Annotated in this window: 20 protein-coding genes and 3 pseudogenes; 6 read left to right on the forward strand and 17 right to left on the reverse strand. The window is 43.4% G+C overall.

Features of this window, described 5'->3' with window-relative positions:
- Positions 1-25: 25 nt before the first annotated feature.
- Positions 26-1,126 carry a 3-isopropylmalate dehydrogenase gene (gene leuB / locus PLE7327_RS02540; protein ID WP_015142296.1) on the forward strand — a complete coding sequence of 367 codons (1,101 nt, stop codon included), beginning with the start codon at positions 26-28 and terminating at the stop codon, positions 1,124-1,126.
- Between the two features lie 135 nt (positions 1,127-1,261).
- On the opposite strand, the gene PLE7327_RS02545 is transcribed toward leuB, so the two are convergent.
- The 4 genes and pseudogenes from PLE7327_RS02545 to tnpA form a co-directional block, all read right to left on the reverse strand.
- Positions 1,262-2,938 carry an NAD(P)H-quinone oxidoreductase subunit 4 gene (locus tag PLE7327_RS02545; protein ID WP_015142298.1) on the reverse strand — a complete coding sequence of 559 codons (1,677 nt, stop codon included), beginning with the start codon at positions 2,936-2,938 and terminating at the stop codon, positions 1,262-1,264.
- Between the two features lie 213 nt (positions 2,939-3,151).
- Positions 3,152-3,511 carry a DUF6464 family protein gene (locus PLE7327_RS02550; RefSeq protein WP_015142299.1) on the reverse strand — a complete coding sequence of 120 codons (360 nt, stop codon included), beginning with the start codon at positions 3,509-3,511 and terminating at the stop codon, positions 3,152-3,154.
- A 114-nt stretch (positions 3,512-3,625) separates the two neighbouring features.
- The gene (locus tag PLE7327_RS02555; RefSeq protein ID WP_015142300.1) at positions 3,626-4,528 is read right to left on the reverse strand and encodes a S1 RNA-binding domain-containing protein; all 903 of its coding nucleotides are present in this window, start codon (positions 4,526-4,528) and stop codon (positions 3,626-3,628) included.
- Positions 4,529-4,831: 303 nt separating this feature from the next.
- Positions 4,832-5,071 (reverse strand): annotated as a pseudogene (tnpA, locus tag PLE7327_RS02560) (IS200/IS605 family transposase); the annotation flags it as partial.
- A gap of 35 nt (positions 5,072-5,106) precedes the next feature.
- On the opposite strand from tnpA, the pseudogene PLE7327_RS02565 reads away from it, so the two are divergent.
- A pseudogene (locus PLE7327_RS02565) lies at positions 5,107-6,176 on the forward strand (RNA-guided endonuclease InsQ/TnpB family protein).
- A gap of 56 nt (positions 6,177-6,232) precedes the next feature.
- On the opposite strand, the gene PLE7327_RS02570 reads toward PLE7327_RS02565, so the two are convergent.
- The 3 genes from PLE7327_RS02570 to PLE7327_RS26100 form a co-directional block, all read right to left on the reverse strand.
- Positions 6,233-7,087, reverse strand: coding sequence for a carbonic anhydrase (locus PLE7327_RS02570; RefSeq protein ID WP_015142301.1), 855 nt, complete (start codon positions 7,085-7,087; stop codon positions 6,233-6,235).
- Between the two features lie 137 nt (positions 7,088-7,224).
- Positions 7,225-8,430 (reverse strand): tetratricopeptide repeat protein, encoded by a 1,206-nt coding sequence (locus PLE7327_RS02575; RefSeq protein ID WP_015142302.1) that lies wholly within the window; start codon positions 8,428-8,430, stop codon positions 7,225-7,227.
- Between the two features lie 162 nt (positions 8,431-8,592).
- Positions 8,593-8,715 (reverse strand): hypothetical protein, encoded by a 123-nt coding sequence (locus PLE7327_RS26100; protein WP_256377714.1) that lies wholly within the window; start codon positions 8,713-8,715, stop codon positions 8,593-8,595.
- A gap of 380 nt (positions 8,716-9,095) precedes the next feature.
- On the opposite strand from PLE7327_RS26100, the gene PLE7327_RS02580 reads away from it, so the two are divergent.
- Entirely contained in the window at positions 9,096-9,812 is a 717-nt protein-coding gene (locus PLE7327_RS02580) for a pirin family protein (protein WP_015142303.1), read from the forward strand.
- 390 nt (positions 9,813-10,202) lie between these two features.
- Here the strand turns inward: PLE7327_RS02580 and PLE7327_RS02585 are convergent, their stop codons facing one another.
- Entirely contained in the window at positions 10,203-11,435 is a 1,233-nt protein-coding gene (locus PLE7327_RS02585) for an RNA-guided endonuclease TnpB family protein (RefSeq protein WP_015142304.1), read from the reverse strand.
- A 288-nt stretch (positions 11,436-11,723) separates the two neighbouring features.
- Here PLE7327_RS02585 and PLE7327_RS02590 point away from each other — a divergent pair, with 288 nt between their 5' ends.
- Positions 11,724-12,404, forward strand: a complete 681-nt coding sequence (locus tag PLE7327_RS02590; RefSeq protein ID WP_015142305.1) for a TIGR04283 family arsenosugar biosynthesis glycosyltransferase — start codon at positions 11,724-11,726, stop codon at positions 12,402-12,404.
- A 111-nt stretch (positions 12,405-12,515) separates the two neighbouring features.
- Positions 12,516-12,827 carry a hypothetical protein gene (locus PLE7327_RS02595; RefSeq protein ID WP_015142306.1) on the forward strand — a complete coding sequence of 104 codons (312 nt, stop codon included), beginning with the start codon at positions 12,516-12,518 and terminating at the stop codon, positions 12,825-12,827.
- A gap of 358 nt (positions 12,828-13,185) precedes the next feature.
- Here the strand turns inward: PLE7327_RS02595 and PLE7327_RS02600 are convergent.
- The 8 genes and pseudogenes from PLE7327_RS02600 to PLE7327_RS02635 all read right to left on the reverse strand — a co-directional run bounded on the left by PLE7327_RS02600 (position 13,186) and on the right by PLE7327_RS02635 (position 22,298).
- Positions 13,186-13,819: pseudogene (locus PLE7327_RS02600) on the reverse strand (Uma2 family endonuclease).
- A 19-nt stretch (positions 13,820-13,838) separates the two neighbouring features.
- Positions 13,839-14,753 carry a branched-chain amino acid transaminase gene (locus tag PLE7327_RS02605; RefSeq protein WP_041392669.1) on the reverse strand — a complete coding sequence of 305 codons (915 nt, stop codon included), beginning with the start codon at positions 14,751-14,753 and terminating at the stop codon, positions 13,839-13,841.
- A gap of 40 nt (positions 14,754-14,793) precedes the next feature.
- A complete protein-coding gene (locus PLE7327_RS02610) occupies positions 14,794-16,575 on the reverse strand; it encodes a M61 family metallopeptidase (protein WP_015142309.1) in 1,782 nt (593 codons plus the stop codon).
- A gap of 2 nt (positions 16,576-16,577) precedes the next feature.
- The gene (locus tag PLE7327_RS02615; protein WP_015142310.1) at positions 16,578-17,261 is read right to left on the reverse strand and encodes a Crp/Fnr family transcriptional regulator; all 684 of its coding nucleotides are present in this window, start codon (positions 17,259-17,261) and stop codon (positions 16,578-16,580) included.
- 1,171 nt (positions 17,262-18,432) lie between these two features.
- Positions 18,433-19,413, reverse strand: a complete 981-nt coding sequence (locus tag PLE7327_RS02620) for an ABC transporter ATP-binding protein (RefSeq protein ID WP_015142311.1) — start codon at positions 19,411-19,413, stop codon at positions 18,433-18,435.
- Positions 19,414-19,881: 468 nt separating this feature from the next.
- Positions 19,882-20,670, reverse strand: coding sequence for a hypothetical protein (locus PLE7327_RS02625; protein WP_015142313.1), 789 nt, complete (start codon positions 20,668-20,670; stop codon positions 19,882-19,884).
- 142 nt (positions 20,671-20,812) lie between these two features.
- Complete coding sequence (locus PLE7327_RS02630) at positions 20,813-21,082, reverse strand: SemiSWEET family sugar transporter (RefSeq protein WP_015142314.1); 270 nt, start codon at positions 21,080-21,082, stop codon at positions 20,813-20,815.
- 181 nt (positions 21,083-21,263) lie between these two features.
- Positions 21,264-22,298 carry a Gfo/Idh/MocA family protein gene (locus PLE7327_RS02635; protein ID WP_015142315.1) on the reverse strand — a complete coding sequence of 345 codons (1,035 nt, stop codon included), beginning with the start codon at positions 22,296-22,298 and terminating at the stop codon, positions 21,264-21,266.
- 107 nt (positions 22,299-22,405) lie between these two features.
- Here PLE7327_RS02635 and PLE7327_RS02640 point away from each other — a divergent pair, with 107 nt between their 5' ends.
- A complete protein-coding gene (locus PLE7327_RS02640) occupies positions 22,406-23,614 on the forward strand; it encodes a 4-hydroxy-3-methylbut-2-enyl diphosphate reductase (RefSeq protein WP_015142316.1) in 1,209 nt (402 codons plus the stop codon).
- Between the two features lie 621 nt (positions 23,615-24,235).
- Here PLE7327_RS02640 and PLE7327_RS22510 read toward each other — a convergent pair.
- On the reverse strand, positions 24,236-25,486 hold the full coding sequence (locus PLE7327_RS22510) for a VWA domain-containing protein (protein WP_051036371.1): 1,251 nt from the start codon (positions 25,484-25,486) through the stop codon (positions 24,236-24,238).
- Positions 25,487-25,496 lie beyond the last annotated feature (10 nt).

The raw sequence follows: 25,496 nt of genomic DNA on the forward strand, positions 1-25,496 counted from the left end.
CATCGAGCAGATTTAGAACCCAACCATGACTCAGCAATACCGAATTACCTTACTTCCTGGCGATGGCATCGGTCCCGAAATTTTGGCAGTAACGGTAGAGGTGCTGAAAGTCATTGGCAAGCAATTTGAGATTCAATTCGATTTTCAAGAAGCCCTTATCGGCGGTGCGGCAATTGATGAGACGGGAGAACCGCTACCAGAAGAGACGTTGAAATCCTGTCGCAGTTGCGATGCCGTTCTTCTGGCTGCCATTGGCGGCTATAAGTGGGACGATCTCCCGCGCCATCAACGCCCGGAAACTGGCTTGTTAGAGTTGAGGGCAGGCTTAGGATTATTTGCCAATTTGCGACCCGCGACGATTTTTCCTCAACTGATCGATGCTTCTACCCTCAAACGAGAGGTGATAGAAGGGGTAGATATCATGGTAATCCGAGAATTAACCGGAGGGATTTACTTCGGGCAGCCCAAAGGGATTTTTGAAACGGAGACGGGAGAAAGGCGAGGCGTGAATACGATGGCGTATACCGAGTCGGAAATCGATCGCATTGCCAAGGTTGCTTTTGAAACCGCCAGAAAGCGCAGGAACAAGCTATGCTCGGTGGATAAGGCAAACGTGCTAGATGTTTCCCAATTGTGGCGCGATCGCGTTACCAAAATCGCACAAGACTATCCCGATGTCGAACTTTCTCACCTGTTTGTAGACAACGCTGCCATGCAGCTAATTCGCGCCCCCAAACAATTCGATACGATCGTCACGGGGAACTTGTTTGGAGATATTCTCTCCGATGAAGCGGCAATGCTGACGGGAAGTATCGGCATGTTACCCTCTGCGAGTTTGGGGGCTGACGGTCCCGGCGTATTTGAACCCGTTCACGGTTCCGCTCCCGATATTGCAGGTCAAGATAAGGCAAATCCCCTCGCTCAAGTCCTCAGCGCTGCTATGATGCTTCGCTACGGCTTAAACCAACCCCAAGCTGCTAATAAAATTGAAGAATCCGTCTCCCAAGTTCTGGAGTTGGGCTATCGGACGGGAGATATTATGTCGGCAGGAATGCAGCAAGTCGGCTGTCGGCAAATGGGAGAAATGCTGCTAAAAGTTTTGGAATCGGAATCGATTCTTCGGTAGGGGCAAGATCTGGGGAAAAGGAAGAATTAGATTTTCTGATTGAAAGCAAGAGAGGAGCATGATGGCGCGCGCTCTCACAATCATTGAAAGACCAAAAAGCGATCGCCTCTGCAAAAGCGATCGCTCGATTAAAGATTACTCGACCATTCCCGAAACAGAAGCTACTTCAGGCTCTGCAATTCTAGGAAACAAGAATCCTTTGGCATAGATCTTGGGATTTGCTTGCGCGATTTGGGTATAAGATTGGCGAACCTGAGCGTTCACCGCCACAGTTTTCGCGTCGTATATTTGCGTAGCCAGCTTGGGATAGAAACCGATGCCGATAATCAGCAACAGGAAGCAAGCAGCGATAAATACTTCGCGCGGTTTTGCATCGCTATATTTTGCCTCGGCAGGCAGGACGCAGTTTGTACCGAAGCAAACCGCATCCTGATTCTCCGAACCCGCGTCGGTCAGGACGCATGCGGGTGCTGCACTAGAGCCGTAGAATAGCTGTCGCAGCATGGAGAGCAGATAAATCGGCGTAAGGATGAGTCCCACTGCGGCAAGGAAGACGGTCGCGGTACGGAAGGTCGAACTGTAGATGTCGCTAGTCGTTACGCCAACGAAGACCGAGAGTTCGCTAACAAAGCCGCTCATGCCGGGGAGAGCTAGCGATGCCATTGCACCTGCCGTAAACAGGGCAAATACTTTGGGCATGACTTTACCAATATCGCCCATCTCATCCAAGGCAAGCGTATGGGTGCGATCGTAGAGCACGCCTGCTAGGAAGAAGAGTACCGCTGCAATCAAACCGTGGGAGATCATTTGCAGTAGCGCCCCGCTGATTCCTAAATCGGTGAAGGACGCAATACCCAGCAGGACGAAGCCCATATGAGAAACCGACGAATACGCTAAGCGGCGCTTCATGTTGGACTGACCAAAAGAGGTAAACCCGCCGTAGATAATGTTGACAACACCGAGAACGACTAGAATTGGTGCAAAGTAAACGTGCGCGTCAGAGAGCATCTCCAGATTGAGGCGAATCAGCCCGTATCCACCCATTTTTAGCAACACGCCAGCCAGAATCATCGATACCGGGGCGGAGGCTTCGCCGTGCGCGTCAGGCAGCCAGGTGTGTAGGGGGAAAACAGCCAGTTTGACACCAAACGCAATCAGCAATCCCGCATAAATCGGCAGTTCTAGAGCAAGCGGGTAATCTTTCATGGCAAGCTCGACCATATCGAAGGTCATATTGTTGCCATAGAGCGCCATTGCCAGTGCCGCTATTAAAATAAATATGGAAGCGCCTGCGGTATACAGCAAGAATTTCATTGCTGCGTAGCGACGCTTCGGTCCGCCCCAAATGGAGACGAGCAGATAGACGGGAACCAGTTCCAGTTCCCACATAATAAACAGCAGCAGCAAATCTTGAGCAACGAACACCCCTATCTGCGCACAATAGAGCACGAGCATCAGGAAATAGAAGAGGCGAGGCTTGCGATCGACTTGCCAAGCTGCAAGAATCGAAAGCGTTGTCACCAATCCTGCCAGAAGCACGAGCAGAGCAGACAGCCCATCAACCGAAACTGCCCAGTTCAGACCTAACTGAGGCACCCAGGCATACTTTTCCGCAAGTTGAAAAGTAGGGCTGCTCGCATCGTAATGCTTCCAAAAAACGTAACACATTAAGACAAAATCCGCGATCCCTACACCGAGGGCATACCACCGCAGGCGCTTGCCGTCTTTATCGGGCAGCGCGGGAATGACTAAGGAAGCAACGAGCGGCAGCAGTACAATCGCGGTAAGCCAGGGAAATCGATCCGCTATCATGGCAATAAGAATAAATACTTACCTGTTGATAAAGATATCTTACTAGACTTTGTAAACTTTTGTGAATAAATCTTTATCTAAGCAGACCATATAGGCGGATCTATATCATTAGATATCAATGTAGGGCGAGACGTGAAGCGATTTGCATCCGCTGAGAGCCTCCGGCTCCGCTACGCAAACGCGAACGTACTACGATCTAAGCAATAATTATGTTTACTTACTTAACAGCTCGTAAAAACGACAGCCTTTGCAGGGACCTTCGGGATTAACGGCACAGCGCAGGAGTTCTGATTTCGCATTAAAGCGACAACTTGCATCGCCAACAACCCAGCGTCCATCGATGAGGCTTTTTTCTGTAGGACTTTTGGCGGATTGAACGTAGAGAGACATTTTGTGCAAACTGTAGCCACCGATTTTATATTGATAGTGATGGTGGCGTTCTAGAACAGCGTAAGTTTTTCCTTTCAATTCGAGATAGTTTCCAGGTTGGGGCATCCAATCCAGCCGAACTTTGCCGAGGGACTGACGCGGATGCGTCAGAATCACCTCTGTTGGTAGTGAATCTGGCTCCATGGGCATCTAATGTATTACTGGCTACATGGAAATAGTAACGCGATCGCAGCTTCTTTGCCCGATCTGTGTCACAAATTATCAAGACAACCCACTACCACTTATGATAACTAATCATTAATTAGAAAGATTAGTTCTAGCTTGTTCGGCTCGTTCGGATGCGTGTTCCATAACTTTGTCAAACTTTTCTAAAATTTCTCCGGGATAACTTTCTAAGACTTTAGTCGATAAAGAAACGCGATTTTTATACTCGTCGATCTCCAAAATGACTACTTTAATCTCTTGTCCGATTTTAAATAAGGTTGTTAAAGAATCAATGGGAGAGCCGCTAACTTGTTTGATATGCAGTAATCCCGTTACTCCATCCAGGTCAACAAATACTCCATAGGGTTGTATTTTGACGACTTTACCTTCCATTAGCGCCCCCGTCTCCAGCTTTCTAATTGCGGCAGCGCGGGCAGCTTGTCGTTGAGACAGGACGAGTTTTTTGTTGTCTGGATCGACTTCTAAGAAAGTTGCTGTCAGCAATTGGCCGACTAACGATTCTAAGTCTTCTTTTTCAATTAAATGCGATCGCGGAATAAATCCTCGCAATCCTTCTACTTCCCCAGTTACGCCGCCTTTATTGACTCCCGTCACTCGCATTTGCACCGATTTTCCGCTTTCAGCGATTTCGCTTACGCTGTCCCAAGCTTTTTTAAGTTCGAGTTGACGGCGCGACAGCGTTACCTGACCTTCTGCATTTTGCCCGCTGACAATTAAAAAGTCCTTTTCTTCTCGTAGCGGCAGACTCTCAGCCAAGGAGACTCCGGATTTTACAGACGCTTCTCTGAGAGGAACGAAACCGGGAGATTTGCCGCCGATATCAACATAAGCTCCCTCGGAAGTATGCTCAAAGACTGTACCGCGTACTATTTGTCCTTTGGCAAATTGATAGTCGTGTTGGTCAAGAGCTTTAGCAAAATCATCGAGAGAAAAGGATAATCCAGGCTCTTGAGAAGAATTAGATTTGGCAATCATGGTATTATTGTGCGTAAATGATTAGCTCGCGGGTTCGGTCGCGCTATAGAGTTGTGCAAAATAACTCTAACACGTGTGTCTGGGAATCTTCTGCCGCTTATTGGTTGTAGCTTGCTCGCCGAGCCGTCCGGGCAGCTGCAATCGGCTCTAGAGAAGCAAAAGAGACGTTAGCGAATAGTGTATTTTTGTAAAGCCACCAATCGCTAATTCAATGAATTCGATCTGACCAAAATTAATGGGATACAAGCCCCGCCCTAAAAGGGCGGCTTTTTCTGGTTTTGGATGTATCGTTTCAGAATCTCAAAGCGCATTCACTATCTGCGATATGGCGAGCTTTGGCGGATACTCCACCAGCAGATGAACGTGGTCTGCCTCCCCATTGAACTCAAGGATCTGGAAGTCCATCTTCAGGGACACCGATCTACAGGCATCCTCAATCACCCTCAGTCCTTCTGCGTTCAGCACCTTCTGCCGATACTTGGTCACGAAGATGAGGTGAGCTTTCAGGTCTGAGACGCTATGGTTTTCGCGCCGATAGTCCATTGCTTTTTGAGGTACGACCAACCTATAACAACAGCATGAAAGCACGATACCAGTACAGAATCTATCCCACCGACCAACAACGCCTAGAGCTGTCCAAGCTCTTTGGGTGTTGCCGGGTTGTGTGGAATGATGCACTGGCATTGATTAAGTCCACGCCGAAAGGTGAAAAATGGTCAAGTAGCGCTGAGTTGCAGAAGATCTGTATTACCCAGGCTAAGAAAACTGAAGAGCGAAAATGGTTGGCGGAAGTTAGCAATATCCCGTTACAGCAGTCTATTCAAGACCTGGGCATAGCGCTCAAAAATTCCTTTGAGTACTGCAAAGGAAAGCGGAAAGGGTGGCGGGTTGGGTTTCCTCGATTGAAGAAGAAACTGAATCAGCAGTCCGCTAGGTTCCGTAAGGGGGGATTCTCCATCAAGGCAGGGAAAGTCTACCTGTCCAAGATTGGGAACATAAAAACTAAGTGGTCTAGGCCACTGCCCTCCGAGCCAAGCTCTGTCACGGTCATCAAAAACTGTACAGGACGGTACTTTCTAAGCTTTGTGGTTGAGATTCGGCCCATCACCGTTGAACCCAAGAACCAAGGGGTCGGCGTGGATCTGGGTTTGGAAACACTAGCCACATTGAGTACTGGGGAGAAGGTGAAAGAACCCGAAACCAGTGCTTTGGATAGGAAGATCCGCAAAGGTAAGCGCAAGTTGGCTAGGGCTACAAAAGGCTCTAAACGGTATGAAAAATTACGGATTGCGGTGGCACGAACAGAGTCCAGGCGGCGCAATATTCGCCGAGATTTCAACCAGAAGTTGGCGACTCGCTTAGTTCGAGAGAACAGCGTGGTTGTGCTTAAAGAGAGGTGAGAATCATTAGTCGGTGGGAGCCAACTTCTCAGACTTGTTCGTGTTGTGGCTATCGGTGGGGCCAATTAGATCTTTCGGTGCGGTCTGTGTTGTGCCTCAACTGTGGGGCTGAGCAAGACAGAGACGAGAATGCTAGTGCGAATATTTTGGCGGCAGGATTATGCCGACCTAATGAGCGTGTGAGTCAGTGTGAGACCCCCTTGGGGGCAGTTGGCGACGATCCGCTTACCCATCAGGAGGCTGTCTAGTGCAGTCAGACTGGGAATCCCCGCGCCCTATGGGCCGGGGAGGATGTCAATATTGATTATCGAACTTTACTCTGAGAACCTCGGTAAATGCGTTCTGCCTGTTCGGGGGATAAGTGCGAATAACCCGAAGGACTATTCCCGTTTCCGTTACTCGCAGGCAAAGGTACTTGAGTCTCTGATTTAGTCTCTGGTGTGGGCATCGGTGAGAGATCGGGCACCTTAAAGGGGGCATAGTGCGGAAGGGGCGCACTCGGATGCAGAACGTATTCCGGTTCGGGAAAAGTTAGACGGCTCTGAGGAGGAACAAAGTCGTGCAATACTGGGTCGTAGGCTAATACTTCCCCGGTTTCGATGCGATAGATCCAGCCATGGAGGGACAGTTTTTGCTGGTGCTGTTTAGAGCGAATGCTGGGGTAAGTTTGTAAGTTATCCAACTGATTGAGAACGTTTTCAGCGATAGTAAGCTCTAATAATTCTTCCCCGTCCAAATAACTACTGTAGTTCTCATTGACGACTCGGCGCGTGGCTTCTGCGTGTTTGAGCCAGTTATACACCAGGGGCATTTTTTCTTCTAAGCTATTTAATTGCAATAGCCCCTTCATCGCTCCGCAGTGAGAGTGTCCGCAAACGACGATTTGCTCGATCCCTAACGCATCGATCGCATATTCTATAGAAGCGCCTTCTCCGCCATTGGCAGCCCCAAAGGGCGGAATAATATTGCCTGCATTGCGAATTACGAATAACTCGCCTACTTCTGCTTGGGTAATTAGATTAGGGTCGATCCGCGAGTCCGCGCAGGTAATAAACAAAATTCTGGGGTGTTGACCGTGGGCGAGTTGCTCGAAGAGTTCTTTGTGGGAGCTAAAGTAGCCAGCTTGAAACCTTTTCAGCCCCTCAAGTAATTTTTTCATAGGGAAAATTCGGACTTAGATCGAAGTTTTCTAACACTGATTAGATAATTCTCCAAAGGAGAACCTGCATTTTCTAATACTCATTTAATTATCGACTAGAAGGGAACTTTTGCAGTTCATTCTCTTCTGGAGAATTTTTAAGCATTCGGGCGATTGTTTTGAAGCCGATCGCGCTTGAATTTAGCTAACTCAAAATCGGGGTTAATTTCTAGGGCTTTATTATAGCTGGCGAGCGCCGACTCCCGTCGTCCCCAATTTTCTAGGGCAATGCCTCGATTGTACCAGCTTTCATAGGAGTTTGGTTGCAGTTCGACGACTTTATCCCAACACATAATCGCCTCTTCCCACCGCCGCAGATTGAACAAGGCATAGGCGCGATCGTTCCAGGCTTGAGGGTCGCTGGGATCGAGTTCTAGGGCTTTATTATAGCTGGCGAGCGCTTCTTCCAATCTGCCCAGATGCGCCAAGGCACTACCCCGATTGTGCCACGCTTGAGGGAGGTTGGGGTTTAGCGCCAAGGCATATTCCCAAGATGCGATCGCGCTTTCGAGATCGCCCAAATTTGCCTGTTGTAGCCCGCGATTGAACCAGCCTTCTACCGTATCGGGCGCAGGCAACCCCTCCAGCTCTTGCTGAGCTGTTTGGAACTGCTCGATCAGCCTCTCGACAATAACTTGAGGATCGTTTGTTTGAACTCCTAACTGTTGAGCCATCTGAGCCAGTAGCTTGCTATCCTGCTGCAACCTGGCGAGTAATTGTTCTATCGTCAGGGTTTCTGTTGTTGCTGAATCAGCGGAAGAAGTCTCGGCTTCTGGCGTTACCGACTCAACTTTTCTGCCTTCGTTTGTCTCGGAAACTGTTGGCGCTGCGGGCATTTCTAGATCGGGTCCTTCATATTCCCAGATAACGCTGCCGACATTTCTACTATACAGTTGTCTGCCGATAGAATAAGAAGCTTCTCCAATTTGCTCGATCGCCGGAAAGGAGCGAGCTAGCTCGCCCAAGCGCATCATGCGGGCAGCTAGCTGCTGATTGGGTGCGCTTGAGGCGAGAACTCTCGCTCCGAAGCGTTCTAACCATGCCACCCAATCTTTTTGCTTGCCTCGTTCTTCAAGTTGTTGAAAAAACTTAAGGATTCGTCCTTCGTGCCAGCCGTGGGCTACGCCTTCAAGCAACTGGCTAAATAAAAATTCGTAATCGGTATCGGAAAGCCCCGACGGCGCATCCTCCGCCTTGCTTCTTCCTTTCCGATAGCGTCCAGAAGCTTTAGTTCCTCCCAGACCAAATAACTGCTCGAAGAAATTCTTAAGCCCTTGCCAGATTCGGCTGAATAATCTCTGCATTCTGTAATCTTACTTCTACTCTACTTCTAAGGATGCGATCGCAATTCTTATTGTGTCAATGACCTCATTCTACGGCATATAATTCGGTTCGGCAGGAGATGTTTTCTGTCAAAGTCAAATAGGGAAACGCTATGCGCCTCGAAACCAAGGACATTTATGGATTTATCGATCGCTAATCGGGTTAATATCTCGACGACCGAACTGCCTCGCTACTTCTAGAAATGTCTGCAACACAGCCGATGGATTATCTCTGCGCCACACCATTGCTAACTCAATCTCTGGCACTGGTGGGTGCAACTCGCGATACGTAACACCAGGTCGCCAAAAATATGGATCTATTGATATAGATCGATAACATGGATTGGTAATATTATCCATCAACTAAAAGCACAATTTTTGAAAATTAATATAAATTTTGATATAATCTTAAAAAGATTTTCCGAACCCATCAAAAACTTCTCTTTAGAAGAGATTCATTGTTTTTAATAAAAACTCGATTCAAAGAAAATATTGTAGAAAAAAACTAAGATTATTAAAATTTAAATAGGAGTATATAAAAGCTTATACAAAATTTTAGTAGTCAAATAATCCTAGCTAACTAGCCAAAAAATTTAATAGTCTATGCCGCTCGTTCCGAACCGTCAAAAACACAAAGGAGTCAAGATATGAATCAAGGTAAGATAGCCTATCTCATTCACGACAGAAATGCAAGAGGTCATACTCAAATCGGCTGGCTCGATAGCTACCATACCTTTTCCTTCGGCAGCTTTCAAGATCCAAATCGCATGGGATTTCGCCATCTGCGAGTTATTAATGAGGATCGCGTCGTGCCTGGGGCAGGATTTGCTACTCACAGCCATCAGGACATGGAAATTATTAGCTACGTCCTTGAAGGAGCGCTAGAACACAAAGACAGCTTGGGCAACGGTACAGTTATTAAACCAGGTGAAGTGCAAATTATGAGCGCGGGAACGGGGATTACCCACAGCGAATTTAATCCCTCTAAAAGCGAATCCGTTCACTTTTTGCAAATTTGGATTATGCCAAACGAACGAGGATTATCTCCCAGGTACGAACAGCATTATTTTCCCTCAGAAGAACGACATGGCAAGTTGCGTCTTGTCGTTTCTCCCGACGGACGAGAAGGCAGCGCGACCATTCATCAAGATGTCTGTCTCTATGCTTCTATACTAGAACCGGGCAGCGCGATCGCGTATCAGATTCAACCAGGACGCTACGGATGGCTGCAAATAGCCCAAGGCATAGCCACCTTAAACGGCGAATCGCTTCGGGCAGGCGACGGGGTGCAAATTAATGGTGCGGAGAAGCTTGAAATTAGCACTGATGTAGGCGGAGAAATCTTGCTGTTTGACCTAGCGTGAATTGTCATTGGTCACTTGTCCTTTGTCCTTCGTCTTTCGTAGTTAATTAATAAGTTAATTAATAACTAAAACTTTTGTGGTTAATTAATAGCTATTAATAGCTAAAAAAGGAAAAAATAATCGTGAAGTTCTTTTTCCCAGCTAGCCTGTGATTGCCCCACTCTCCCTAAATGTTGCCAATTCTCTGTTGGGATTTTGGGTGGCTGGTTGCGACTGCTTTGCCTTTTAAGCTTGCGTTCACTTCATCGCCAATACCTCGTTAATCAAAACTTGTCAACTGCTGCGCTTTCTGCACTCTCTATTCCAGTTAACCCGATCGTGTTCGTATAATAGCTTTTGACATCCTCCCACCGCTAACCCGAGGCAGGTGTAGCGGGGGATTCCCAAAACTCACGATTTGGGTTTCTGTTTCTTTCCCTTACGGGTTTTTCGCAACTGCCACGGGGCTTTCAAGGTCTGCCGTACGACGGCAGACACAGCCCCTCCTTTAGACTCATGTCTATCAGGTCTTATGTTCGCTCCACAGACTGTAACGGGGTGTCCCACCGCCAAAATGTTTTCAGCCGCATTGAGATCCCGGTCATGGTGTGCCCCACAATTTGGGCAATCCCACTCCCTGACATTCAACGGCAATTTATCAACAACGTGACCGCAGTTTCCGCAGCGTTTAGAACTGGGGAACCATCGGTCAATCTTCACCAAGTTTCGACCGTACCACTTGGCTTTGTACTCCAGTTGCCTCACCAATTCGCCCCATGCTGCGTCACTAATAGCACGGGCAAGTTTGGGGTTTTTGACCATGTTCTTAACTGCCAAATCCTCAACAACTATCGTTTGGTTTTCACGAATCAGTTGAGTTGTCAGTTTGTGCAGATGGTCAGTCCTTGTGTCGGAGATTTTAGCGTGAATGCGTGCTACCTTGAGTCTTGCTCGTTCTCGGTTGCGAGAGCCTTTTTGTTTGCGGCTCAAGGATTTTTGCGCCCTTCTCAATTTCCGATAGTGCGCCCCAAAGGCTTTGGGATTAGCAATTTTTTCACCTGTACTCAGAGTGACAAGACTGCTAATCCCAACATCCAAGCCCACAGCACTATCGCGCTCGCGCATGGTTTCATCTTTTGGATCGTTAATCCGCAGACTGACAAACCAGCGTCCCGAAGGGTCAAGTTTAACGGTGATGGTACTAGGTTCACACCCTTTGGGCAGTTGCCTAGACCATTTAATTGGCAATGGTTCAGAACACTTAGCCAGGTAGAGTTGCCCATCCTTCCATCGGAAAGCGGACTTGGTAAATTCTGCGCTACCGCCACTACGCTTCTTTTTAAAGTTGGGGTACTTCGCTCTACCCGCAAAGAAGTTAGCAAATGCTGTTTGCAGATGTCTCAAGCCTTGTTGCAGTGGTACACAGCTAACCTCGTTCAAAAACTGGAGGTCATCAACTTTTTTCCACTGCGTCAGCATGGCACTTGTTTGAACGTAGTCAACTCGTTGCTGCTTTTCGTACCAAGCTTCGGTTCTCGCAGCCAAGGCTTTGTTAAACACCAACCGCACACAACCAATTGTCCGGCGCAATATTTGTTCTTGCTCGGTAGTTGGATACACTCTGTAGCGGTAGGCTTTTTCCATACTTCACATTCTGCTACAAAATCTGTGAAAAACTATACCCGCTATGCACCGATACCTAATTACTCACTCGTCGCTCACCCCGTCGCCTGTTGTTGCGAAGCCAACAATTCGGCTCAGGGGTGAATCTCCTCGCTCGTCCCCATTCCTCTCACCGCCTCTCCTTCGTTGTGGCGGGAGTCTCCTGGGGGTGTTAGATGATAAAAGTCAACTAAAATCCAAAATGAATACGAGGATTGCTTTTTTGGTTGAGCGCCACTAAAGTAATTATAATTTTTTTATAGCTGTCAAGTGACTAGAATTAGCATCATTATTCCTGTTTTAAATGAAGCTGCAATCATTCAAGAAACTCTATCTAGATTTCAAAATAGCTCGGATATAGAAATTATTATTGTTGATGGCGGCAGCCAGGATCGAACAGTTGAATTAGCACGAGAATTAGGCGTAAAAGTAATTGTTTCTCCTCAATTCGGACGCGCAAATCAAATGAATTTAGGTGCCGCAGCAGCAACGGGAAATATTTTGCTATTTCTCCACGCAGACACTCATTTGCCTACTGGATATTCAGAAATAATTCAAGAGACTCTATCGCGTCCTCAAACCGTTGCAGGCGCTTTTGAATTAGCAATTGACAGTCAAGAAAAATCTTTACGATTAGTTGAGAGGGTAGTGAATCTGCGATCGCGCTTTTGTTCTCTTCCCTATGGCGATCAAGCTATCTTTCTCAAAGCTTCTATTTTTCGAGAAATCGGAGGATTTCCCGATCTTCCTATTATGGAAGATTTTGAATTTATACAATGCTTAAAAAAAAGAGGAAAAATCACGATCGCACCAGCTAAAGTTATTACGTCTAGTCGTCGCTGGCAAAAGTTAGGTATTTTCAAAACAACCCTAATTAATCAACTAATTATTTTGGGTTATTATCTAGGGATTTCGCCGAAAAAGTTGGCTCGTTTGTATGGACATAAATAATTCCTCGTCTTAGCGTTATTTAAATTGCGTATTTTTACTGATGACTAGGAGCTACTAGAAAAAAATCCCAATACTAATACACAAAACGAATCTCAAAAATTTTCTAATGAATTGGATAATTTTGAGAAAATATTCAAAATTTGGGAAAAATATGAAGACATTGCTACGCACTTCAACGAGCTACTTATTAAATTACGAATACAAGCACTTGGAGGGATAGCTATTATTGGAACCTTAGCCACTACTACTCTTTTGAAAGAAAGTAAGGTCGATTTAAGACAATATCTATTGCCGTTATTCTTCTTATTGACGGTAGGTTGGTTAGCTCTCTATTTTCTTGATATATATTACTATAACTGTCTTTTACAAGGAGCAGTAGAATCAATCAAAACTATTGAAAAAAAGACAATAGACTTAAATTAAGTACAACTATAGAGAAAGAGATAAAAAAAATAAAATATTTAGAATATTTAGTGCGAGAAAATTATTTTACCTAATTATTTTTATAGCTCTTTTATATCGAGTTCGGATAATTAGTTGTCATTGTCATTCCCAAAGAAGTGAAGAATCTACTAGATCCTTCGCTTCACTGCGTTACGCTCGGTATGAGACAACGATCTTTTGATAAGTATTCAACCTAACCTGATATTATTCATCGATTTTTATTATCTTACTTTAAATCCACTATTATGGTGGCTAGCATTAATCTTTTTTTCTATTACTTTTACTTTTATTTCTAGAAATTAATGCCAGCAAACAATAATAAGTATTTTTTATTGTCTTATTTGTTTACTTGTCTTTTTACCCAGCGACGAAACTCTTTTACTAATTCTAAATAGTCTACTGTATCTGCTTGTTGTAAAAATTGATAGATTTCTGGGATAGGAAGATTAGGAAATGCTAAACTGCGATCGCACTCAAGATATCTCTAATTTTGTAGCTGATAAATTTTGAAATCTTTGCCATCATATAGCCAGATTTCAGGCACTTCTAAATCTGCATAAACTTGAAAGCGATTTCTCAAACTGCTAGTAATATCAATTTCTACAACTAAATCGGGTGGGAGAGCTTCTTCTATATCAATTCTTTTCCTCCCTTTGATTGCATCTAAATTTTGTATGTAAAAACATTCATCAGGTTCGGTACCACTTAATTGTGGGCGCTGGAAAGTAGTTGAACCAAGGGGATAAATGTTTATTTCCAACTCTTCAGCTATAGTTTCAACGAAGCGACCCAATACTTTTTTATACAGTTCGCGTTCGGGGGAAGGTACCATAATTTCCAGAGTGCCACGATTGTAGGTCAGGCGCAGGCGGCGATGGCTGAGTTCTTTGAGTAAAGTTTCATAGGTTTGCCAACTAATACCTGACAAAGTAATTTTTTTCTTCTGGCGGTGTGAGAGTTTTACTACTCATGACACTCTGAAATTTAATTTCAATCCAAGGGAATAATGTAGACCCACTCTTTATAATCGGGATCTTTATTTTCTACGATTGCCGTTAATTTTTCTTTTAACTTATCTGTAATTGGTCTCTCTTGTGGTAATTCAAAGCTCTCGATTCTTTTAACAGGAGTAATTTTAGCCGCAGTTCCGCTTAAGAATACTTCGTCAGCAATAAATAATTCAGATTTATCAACCGGTCTTTCTACGACTGGAATTCCCATATCTTTCGCAATCGTTAAAATACTATCTCTGGTAATTCCTTCGAGAATATCTTGGTCGTATCCAGGAGTAATTAATTGTCCATTTCTGACGATAAATATATTCATGCCCGTTGCTTCGCAAACTTTCCCCTGAGAGTTCATTAAAATTGCTTCGTCAAAGCCAGATTCTACTGCTTCAGTTTTGGCTAGTGCAGAAGTAATATAGGCGCCAGTAATCTTTCCTCTGAGAGGGAAGCTGCGATCTTCTTGACGATACCAAGAACTAATGCGACAGCTAATTCCGCCGGGAGATAAATAATCTCCCATTTCTAAACCATAGACCAAAAAATCTTTTTCAATATTATGAAGTCTGGGCGCAATTCCTAATCCAGAACTATAGACTAAAGGACGTATATAAAAAGATACTGTAGGTCTGTTTTTCTTGACAAAATCAACTATAATTTGCTGAATTTTATCGGTTGATATTTCGTAATTTAGAAATTTAGCACTTTGGCTTAGTCGTTTGCAATGGCGATCTAATCTGAATAGTAAAATTTGATTAGGATTTTGAGAATCGGGAATACCACGCAATCCACCAAATGCTGCCGTTCCATAATGTAAGGCATGGGTAGCAACAGAAATTTTTGCGTTTTCAAATTCAATAAATTGGTTTTCAAAGTAAGCAATGGGAAGGAAATTATGCATCGTTTGCATTTTGGATTTTGGATGAAAGGATCTTGGATTCCTAGTTAACTCTTTCCAGCCAACCAACGAAATTCTGTTTTTGAATATTTGAAGGATTCTCAATCCGTACAATTTCATAACGACTGGGTTGGGGGGTTGCTAGTTGGACTGTAAGCGTTCTCAGTTCGTCCTGGTGGAAGACTGTAACTTGAATGATATCACCAGCTTGATAATCTTTGAGTCGTTCGTTCAACAGTTCGGCAGTGACTCGCATCCCATTTATCGCTAGTAATTCGTCATCTGCATCGATTCCAGCTACTCCTGCCGGAGAACCTGCTTCGACAAATTTAATGACTTGTTTGTTGTTTTCTGCCTGTACTTTCATGCCTAGATACGGATAGGGATCTTCTTCTAGAATGCTTTTGAGTTGCAAGCCGAAGGGTTCGAGATATTTATCGAAGGGTAATTCATCAGTTCCATCAATATAACGCTCAAAGAAGTCGCTTAAGTCTATTCCAGCCACCGATTCGATCGCTTCGTGCAATTGTTCGGGAGTAAAACCAATTTGCTCTTTCCCAAACTGCTGCCACATCTGACGCATAACATCATCAAGCGATCGCGCATTATTGTGGCGTTCTCGAATTAATAAATCTAGCAATAATGAAACTAATTCCCCTTTTAAATAATAGGAAATTTGGGAATTATCGCTATTAGCATCTCGGCGATATAATTTAATCCAAGCGTCAAAACTCGATTCGCTTAAAGGTTGTACTTTTCGCCCTGGAATAGTTAGAAAGCGAGTAATTTCTTTGCCTAAATTCTCCAAAAAGCTCTTATCATCATAAATACCTGCCCGTAATGGAATTAGTAGGTCGTAATAACTGGTCGTTCCTTCCGAAAACCATAGGGATGTCGTGTAATTTTCTCGTTCGTAATCAATGGTTTCTAAAGCTTTTGGGCGAATTCGTTTTACGTTCCACAAATGGAAGAATTCGTGAGCGACTAATTGGATGAAGCGATTGTATTTATCCTTGGCACGAAACCCAAAGCGAGGATAATTTAACGAACAAGAATTTTGATGTTCTAATCCGCCAAAACCATTATTTGATAAATGAAGTAAAAAGACATACTTTTCATAAGGCAATTCTCCATAGAGATTGGCTTCTACCTCAATAATTTTTTTCGTATCTTCTATAATTTTCTCTGGATTGGCATTGCCTTCTCCCCAGATAGCTAATTGATGCGGTTTGCCCAAAACTTCAAAATTATAGAGGCGATGGATGCCAATTTCAAAGGGACTATCGACTAAAGCATCGAAATCTTGTGCCTTAAAAGTATTATTTTTTCCGGCGACTGAAGGTAAGGAAGTCGTTATTTTCCAATCAGGTTTTGGCGGTAAAATTGTCACTTCGATAGGCTGCTTTTCTAAGCCTGGTATAAAGAAGAATAATGCCGCACCATTGAAATAGCCGTGGGTTACATCTAGATGATTGGTTCGGACTGAAAGTTCGTTGGCAAAGACTCGGTAGCAGACGGTTATTTTCGAGCAATTTGAGGTTTTTACTTGCCAGTGATTTTTACTAATTTTACGACTAATTAATGACTGATTTTTGTCGCTACTGCGCGCAACAAAATCCTGTATATTTCTGGCATATTCTCGTACTAAATACGATCCGGGCGTCCAAACAGGCATTTTGAGATCGAGCGTGGGAGATTGCCAATTTTTAACTTGTAAGGTTACCTCAAAGAGATGAGAAGTAGGTTGAGGCATGGCTACCTCATAAGAAATAATAGGAAGAGTTAAAGATGAGCTTTGCTGTTGGATAAGATTCGCTTTGGTCATGCTTATAACTGTTTGGCAAGGTGATAGAGTTGTTTGATATTCGTTAAGTATAAAGCGCGATCGCTCAGTTCGATTTCTAGCCAACCTCTATCCTGCAATTTGTTCAAAAGTCGGCTCGTTTCTTCAAAGTTAATGCCTGCCAGATCGGCTAAATCTTGATGGGGAATATTTAAAATTTTAGTACCTTTTTCTGTAGGTTGACCGTAGTTCTCTGCAAGAAAAATTAATGTTTTAATTAGCTTAAATCTAGGAGGATGACGATATAATTGAAAACGATAGTAAAATTGGCGCATTTTGTGTGCCATTAGCTGCAACATGCGGTGATGCAGTGTGGGATCTTTGAGGAGTATTTGCAGGAAGCGTTGAGCCGAAATACTTAGTAATTGTACGTCAGAAAGTGCGATCGCTTCTGTAGCGCGAGGAGATTCATCGAGGACTGCCATCTCGCCAAAACAATTGCCGCGACTGAGAATTTCTAGGGTAACTTCCCGATTGCCATACAAAGAGCGGATTTTTACCCAACCGCAGACAATAAAGAAAACCGCTTTGCCCCAGGCAGATTCCGTAATAACGGCACTATCTTTTGAGTAGTCCTGTTCTTGGGCAACAGAAACAAGCCTTTCTAACGTTTCTGGACTGGCGCCGATAAATAAAGGAAAAAGCTCGCCAATGGCTTTAGTCTCCATCAAAGGTCTGTTTGTAGAAACAGCAACAATTGTGCAACAGCTATCCTTTCATTACAACACAATGTCCGTTAACTGACTAACTGGAGTCAGAGTAAAGTCAAAGATGTACCCAGGGTAATACTTTGCGAGTTTGAGAACGAATAAGAAACTTTGTTCGTTCTTTTAGACTACCGTAGTCTTTCCCACCAAAGTGTCCGGCTATTCCGTGAAAATCGGGTTCAATCGGAAATCTAAAGATAACTCTTTTGCCATCTTCTAATTTTTTGATGGCTTGATAAAACTGAGTTTCGATATAAAAACATCCGTTATGATAATTTTTATGGAGAGGCTTGATATTTTGAAAATAAAATTCTTTACTAAAAACTATGAAACGATTATCGCAATAAGGTTCTGCTGAGTTATTCTTATATAGATTTTTTACCCTCCAGCCCCAATCTTTATAATCGCAAAGACAGTCATAATATTCTTCGATTTCCTCTAATATTTGGGTCAGATTTTTTAAATGAATCCGACCTGTAATTTTAGCAAAATGAGTAATGCCATTAATTATACTCGATTGCTCCAGCCCCTTCTCTACTAATAAACATTCTCCATATCCTTTCCCTAATTCCCTAGCAAAATCATTATAATCTAGAGAAATAAATTCAACCTCTTTATTATAAGGATTATTTTCAATTGCTTGTTGAACCCTATCTAGCGTCCAGCCAGAATTCTCAACAAAAATTATTTTGCGAATATGAGGATGATTATTAATCTAATATTTTAGACTATTAAAATAAATTTCTTGTCATTCCTCTAAGATATTAGGATAAGCTTTCGGCATTTCTTTAACAGTAATTGTTGATGTCATCAAAAGCGCAAAGTTTTCTTCAAGATTTAAAAATTGAGAAACATATTTTTGTTTACTATTAATGAGCATTTTTCTCATTAAATTTGTGCTAAAATATAACAAAAATTAAATTAATAACTCATTTCATTCTCCTATTAGTATCGGAATTGATAAAGCTAAAAGCATCGATAAAAACGCTGGAATTTTTCGCTTCCCTTTGTTTTAGATAAGAATTTCTACGGATTTCCTGGGCGATGTTATTTTTAAGTTTTCGATTCTGGATTGAGAAGACTTATATTAGCTATATAAAGTGCCCAACCTACGTTTAATTTCAATTGGTTGCTAATGGCTAGAAGTAATCCCTCGCTCTCTCAACTGACGGATAAAAAATTCTTCCAGGGAAGCACGCGCTAGGTTCATGCTAATAAGTTGGGCATTCATTTTATCGATCGCAACGAGAAATTCTTGAGGATCGCCTTTGAGATGACCGTGCCAGCAATTATCTTCCCAGATTAACTCGTCAATCCATTGCTTGAGTTCTTCGGCATCGCCGCCTTTAACGACGACTTGGTAAATGTCTGCTCTACCGAGAATTTCATCGAGAGAACCCATGCAAATCAATTCTCCTCTGGCTAGGATGGCAATGCGATCGCAAATTTGCTCGACATCCGATAGGACGTGAGAATTAAAAAAGATAGTTTTTCCCTGTTTTTTGAGGGAGAGAATAATTTCCCTGACTTGATAGCGTCCCATCGGATCGAGTCCCGACATCGGTTCGTCTAAAAAGACCAATTCGGGATCGTTGATCAATGCCTGCGCCACGCCAATGCGTTGCAGCATTCCCTTAGAATACTGTCTCAGTTGCTTTTTGCGAGCGGTCTTGCGATCTAATCCCACCAAATCGAGAAGTTCGGGAATGCGTTTTTTCTGCACCGATGCAGGGATTTGAAAGATGCCAGCGGCAAACTGTAAAAATTCTATCCCCGTGAGATAATCGTAGTAATAGGCATTTTCGGGAAGATAGCCGATTCGTTGTTTGACACAGCGATCGCCTATGGGACGATTGAGTAATACAGCGCGTCCTGAAGTGGGGCGAACTATGCCTAGTAGCGTCTTTAATAAGGTCGTTTTTCCCGCGCCGTTAGGTCCGAGCAAGCCAAAAGTTTCTCCCTTGTATACTGACAGAGAGCAGCTTTTTAAGGATTGAATTTTTTGATTGAGCCAAAAGCCTGTGCGGTATATTTTCCCCAAATTCCAAGTTTGCACTACTGGCATTGGTTTGGCGGTGGTTGATTCGGTTTGCAGCTGCGCAGCAGAATCCATCCCAGTTCCAACAGAACTCGTAAAGTTTGCGATCGATAGATCTGAAATAGAATTTTAAATTAAATCCAGAGACTCGTAACTCAGTAATTACACTGATTTTTGTAGATTTGCTGGTAATTTAAATAAACAATCTTCATTCGATTCTAGTTCGGCGACTCGCAAAAACAGCATGAGATTGTTTGTTCTCTTCGAAGTTTCATAGTGAATTTCTGGCTGGACTTTATCGATTCGGTCGTCTTCATACGACTGCATAAGTGTTTGAGTCCATTAAAATGGGCTTGGTATATGAGACGGGAAATTAATTCCCCGGCGATTGTTAAGAATGGCGCAAGATCTCAGCGGACTCAAAGCCTTATCTAGTTAATCATTTAGTCCTATAGGAGAGGACTTTCGCAACTGACCAAGAGAATGAATTCCATTATGGGGTGAAGCGTAGGTGCAAGAAGGGAGAAACAGGACTCTGAAAATTTATGCTATGTGAGTACACAGTTGATAGGTCAAGATATTATAAAGCGGAGATATAGGCTTCAAAAAATCTATAGTGGGATCGATAATTATATATTTATCTTGAGAAAGCAAAATATTTTTTTGATTTAGACTAAAAATTCTAATTCCTTTTGATAATAATCTCCGAAACAGATAAACTGTTTGAATTTTTAAGAGTTGTCGTTGACGATCTTTATCTAGTAATAGATGTAAATTAAACTGAGGCTTGACAAGAATTTCTTCAAGAAAGGGTATCTTAAAAACTTGACAGAATTCTAGACTAAAGCCAGTTTTGGTTTCTCCTAATGTTACGCCGCCTTCAATGTTTTGCATAAAGAGAATCTGCTTAAAAAAGACATCGATCGCGCTGGTTTCAAAATGCAAATAAACCGGACAAATTTGCAGCATCGCTTTTTCTTGGGCATTGAGTTTAGTTTCAAACTCAATAGACAGTTGAATGCTTCTGTCAAACTGTTTTTTCAGATTTTCAGCCAAGAATTTTCCTTGAGAGCATTTTAAAGCTAGACTTGAATGAGGAAAGATTTCTAATTCAGAACTATCTTTAGCAAGGATATAAATTCCTTGCCCGAGTTTGTCGGAATAGGGATTGATATTATATTCGTCTCTATTCTTCTCCAAAGCGGCATTGAAAGACTGTAATTTCTCTATAAATTTAGCCAAACTTCCATAACGATTTTCTATGCGATCGCAAGTATCTTTAGTAATATCGATCTTTATTCGCTCTTGGTTATAGGTTTTAATTGGAAGCATCAAAAATTTTTTTATTGATTCAAGAATCCTGTCGTCCTGGGACTCATGATAGCAATTGCCGAGAGGATGCTGCTTGCCAATCAGCTATTCGATCTTCTTATAGCTTAGCTGACTCCGAATCGCTATTCAAACCCCGATCTTTCTAGACAATATTCTTGTATCGAATTTTCAAAACCAAGATTATAGAGGTTAGAAAAAAAGTCACAACATTTGCGGCAATCAAGGGGATGTTGCGAATCGAAACGCCGTATACTAGCCATAGCACGATTCCCACGCTGAGAATTATCAACATGCTCCAGGAAATGTCGTCAGCCGATTTAGATTGCCAAGTTTTGATCGCCTGCGGTAGATAGGCAAGCGTCGTCAGAATTCCAGCTATTAATCCCAGCAGAGTTATAAAATCGATTTTCATTCTATAACGCGATTGAATTAACTTAATACAAGTTAAGCACGATTGCGTTTAGCTCGGCAATCTCTTTTGCATAAATATATATTTTTACTTGACCAAAACAATTCAAAATTCAAAATTTAACAGGTTACAAGCCTCTCTTTTTAAGGAGAACAAAATTGCTCTAATTTTCTCTCAGCTCATGCTACTCTCCATTCGCTGACTGGTGCAACTGAGGCACAGAAATTATCTCTCCTCGTCGTTGTAGAGAAAGGCTCAAACAACTAAGAATTTGAACTAATTGAGCGCCAATCCAACCAGAAGAAAAGGAGCAAGTTTCGCGAGAACCAATCATTTGCAAAAAGCGATCGCAAACTTTTTTTAACGGTTCGGCCGCTTCGATTTCCAACACCTCGCTTGATTGTCCGACAGGAATAAACCCTTCTCCTTGCTTTTGAAAATGGCCATGCTGAAGCATTAGCGGTGCTTGTAAGTTCATCTCGTCAAAAATCAAACTTCCCTGCGTTCCCACCAAACAGAGTCGTCGCTGTTTGTCGGGATTCAACCAACACAAATGAAGAATGGCTTGAAACCCGTTGGGATAAATCAGCGTTGCCCAAACTAAATCTGGCAAACCCTCTTGCAACCAAACGCTTCCCCTAGCCTGTACCTGCGTAGGAATTTGCCCCAACCAATCATTAAAAATAGCAATATCGTGAATTGCTAAGTCCCACAAAGCATCCACATCTTGACGGACTGGTCCTAAATGGGTACGATTGGCATAACCATAGCGCAACTCTCCTAACTGTTGCGATCGCGCTACCTGCCGACCTCGTTCCACGGCAGGATGAAATAAATAGGTATGATCGACTAATAACTGTCGCTGTTGTTGTTGAGCAAGGCGCGTCAGTTCTAAGCATTCACTCGGATCGAGGGTAAGGGGTTTTTCCGCCAAAACATGATAGCCAAGCCGTAACGCATCGGCAATGAGTGGATAATGAGTCGAAGCAGGCGTAGCCACGACTACTGCATTGATGCCTTTTAGCTGTCGTACCGCTTCCCAATCTTTGGCGAGAACTACTTTCGTCTCGTCGAGATGAAATTTCTCGCGACATTCTGCTAATCTTTGAGCAGAGCGATCGACAATGGCAAGAACTTCGGCTTGAGGATGGTGGAAAAAATTTCGCACCCAATGGACACCCCAACGTCCGACTCCTAAAATAGCAATTCCAGTTTTCATCAACAAAATTGTAAATCTATTGGAGCGATCGCCTCTACAGAATTTGGTTATCGTTAGGGGTCGCCTCTACAATGAGTTAATAATAAGGGAATATTGCTCGTAAAAACATGGATACCAAAGCCTTTAAGCGCTCGCTGCAACAGTCTGAAAACTACCACCGTAAGGGATTCGGTCGCGAAGCCGAAGTCATGGGGGTTTTGAATACCGAATATCAAAGCAATCTGATTCAAGAAATCCGCCACAATAACTATCGGCTGCAACGGGGAGAAGTTACGATTCGACTGGCGGAAGCATTCGGTTTTTGTTGGGGAGTCGAACGCGCAGTCGCAATGGCGTATGAAACCCGTCAGCACTTCCCCACCGAACGGATTTGGATTACCAATGAAATCATTCATAACCCGTCAGTGAATCAGCGTTTGCAGGAGATGGAAGTAGGATTTATTTCTGTTGTAGACGGCAAAAAAGATTTTTCCGCTGTCGAGAGCGGCGATGTCGTGATTTTACCCGCCTTCGGTGCCAGCGTCGCGGAAATGCAACTGCTCAACGACAAAGGTTGCACGATTGTGGATACGACTTGTCCTTGGGTATCTAAAGTATGGAATTCGGTCGAAAAGCATAAAAAACGCGATTATACTTCCATTATCCACGGCAAATACAATCATGAAGAAACGATCGCGACCAGTTCTTTTGCAGGAACCTATTTAGTCGTCCTTAACTTAGAACAGGCAAATTACGTCTGCGACTATATTCTCAACGGCGGCAATAGAGAAGAATTTCTGACGAAATTTAAGAATGCCTATTCAGAAGGCTTCGATCCCGACAGGGATTTGGAACAAATTGGCATTGCCAACCAAACTACCATGCTCAAAAGCGAAACCGAACAAATCGGCAAGCTTTTTGAGCGAACCATGCTTAAGAAATATGGTCCCACGGAGTTAGATCGGCATTTTATGAGCTTCAATACTATCTGCGATGCCACTCAAGAACGTCAGGATGCAATGTTTAACCTCGTCGAAGAAAATTTAACTTTGATGTTGGTCATCGGCGGCTACAACTCGTCTAACACGACTCACCTGCAAGAAATCGCGATCGAGCGCGGCATTCCTTCTTATCATATCGACAGTGCGGCTCGTATTGGTCCAGGCAATCGCATCGAACACAAACCACTAGGTAAGGATTTAGAAGTGACAGAAAATTGGCTGCCCGATGGTTCAATCGTTGTTGGAGTCACTTCTGGTGCCTCTACCCCAGATAAGATCGTAGAAGAGGCGATCGAGAAAATATTTGAATTGAAGGGATTGGTAGCGATCGCTTAATTTTTGATAAATTTTGAGAAGAGTTAAACCCGAAAGCTTGTCCTAAGCTAAACCAGTAGGTACAAGCTTTCTCTTTTTTATATAGATTAATTTAATTCTGAAATTTCTAAATTTTTTTGGTAAAACTTTTTTGAGAACATTAACATATTATTTCTCTGCAATCGATAGACGCTCGCACTAGGTTTCCTTGGCTTTTACGACAATAGTTATCGCGTTCCTCAGTTGGATGGAGTATAGCAAAAGGAGGATAACACTTTTGTCTTCTCCCTTAAAACTAGGGATTTTATCTTCCATTACTATGAAAATTGCTGTAATTCAAATAATCCTTAAGATAGATGTATTTATATAGATTAATCTTGGAATATTAATTATAAAGTTCACAATAATTTTATAAAAAGGAGCAAAGTTTTAGTCATGACAGAATATGGCGTACCTCCAACACCTCGTACTCGCGATGTTTTGCCGATAGTAGGTATTATCTTGGCTTTGGGCATTATCGTAGCGCTGCTGACCCAACTATAAAAGAAAAGACTATCAGAAAGAAAATAAGGTAGGCATTACCACCTTTCTTATCAATTCGGAATTAGCCCTCGTTATCGGGCTGCTGTCTGGTAACGAGAGTTAAGGCGAATTGGTATTGCCCATATTTTCTGTAAACTCGCGGGTGACTTCATCTAGGTCTTGTTGTAGTTTTTCAAGCGTTACGTCTCGACGATTTTCTAGCTCGCCCACAACGCGATCGCGCCAATCTTGGATGTTTTCGTGCCTTGTTCGCAGCTTTTGCTTAACGTATTGGCTATACTTTCTGCGCGGGTCGTCGGGCGATAAACGTCCTAGAGTTAGACTAATAGCTGTAGATTCGCGACCCAAATTTATACTGACGCAGGTAGAAAACTTGCCAATTGCGATGCTCATTATTGTAGATACTCTACCTTGGTCGATCCTGTTTGTTGTCTGGTATCTAGAAAATTCGATCGTTTCTTGAAGGCGGTTTCTAAATACATCTTGCAAATCAGCCGCATTTCGAGCCGAGAAAAATTTGCCGCCGCCTGCTTCGGCAACCGCTTTCAACTGCCGTTGCGCTTCGTTGTTTACGTCAAATCCTATTACGTTAACGATGACTTTAGCGTTGGAGGCGTGTAATTTCTTGGCGGCTGCCACTGGATCGCCATCGCAAGTTTCGATGCCGTCTGAAACGAGATAGACGACATTCTGATGGTCGGCACCGTCGTAAGCCGATAGATTTTGCTGTAAGCGCTCCAATGTGGCTGCTAGCGGCGTATAACCCGTCGGTTGAAAAGATTTGACCGACTCGGTAAACTGCGGTTTATCGAGTTGCGCCAAAGGATAAATATTTTCTATCCCCGCACAAGAGGCAGCTTTATCTGCTGCTGAGTTAGAGCCTTTGTGACCGAATACGGTCAAGCCTACTTTAGCTGCTTTGGGCAACCCGCTAACAAACTGAGCGATCGCGCTTTTGGCGATATCGATCTTTTGACCGCCGCTGACGCTTTCAGCCATCGAACCGGACGAATCAAGGGCAACTAGCACATTGAGTTGCTTGGGCGACGGCGGGGCAGACTCCCCAAAGCCATCGGGTTTCTCGGCTTCTCGCAATTCAATTTCAACGGGTTGGAGACATTCGTGATAATTTTCTCCATGTTGAGCTAGCAATTCCTGATAGAAAGCTTCGGCTTCATCCTCAGCTAACTCAGGCGATCGCTCTGGAGTCAATGACTCGGCAGTTGGTTCGATAGTGACGCTGGGTTGGCTTACCTCTTCTTCGGTGTTATTAGAGTTGCAGCCTCCCAAGGCAGTCAACAAAAAGACCGAGATTAGTAGCGAAAGTACGCGCATTCGACCAGCTATCATACCTTTTTTT

It is taken from the genome of Pleurocapsa sp. PCC 7327, assembly GCF_000317025.1.
GTDB lineage: Bacteria > Cyanobacteriota > Cyanobacteriia > Cyanobacteriales > Microcystaceae > Hydrococcus.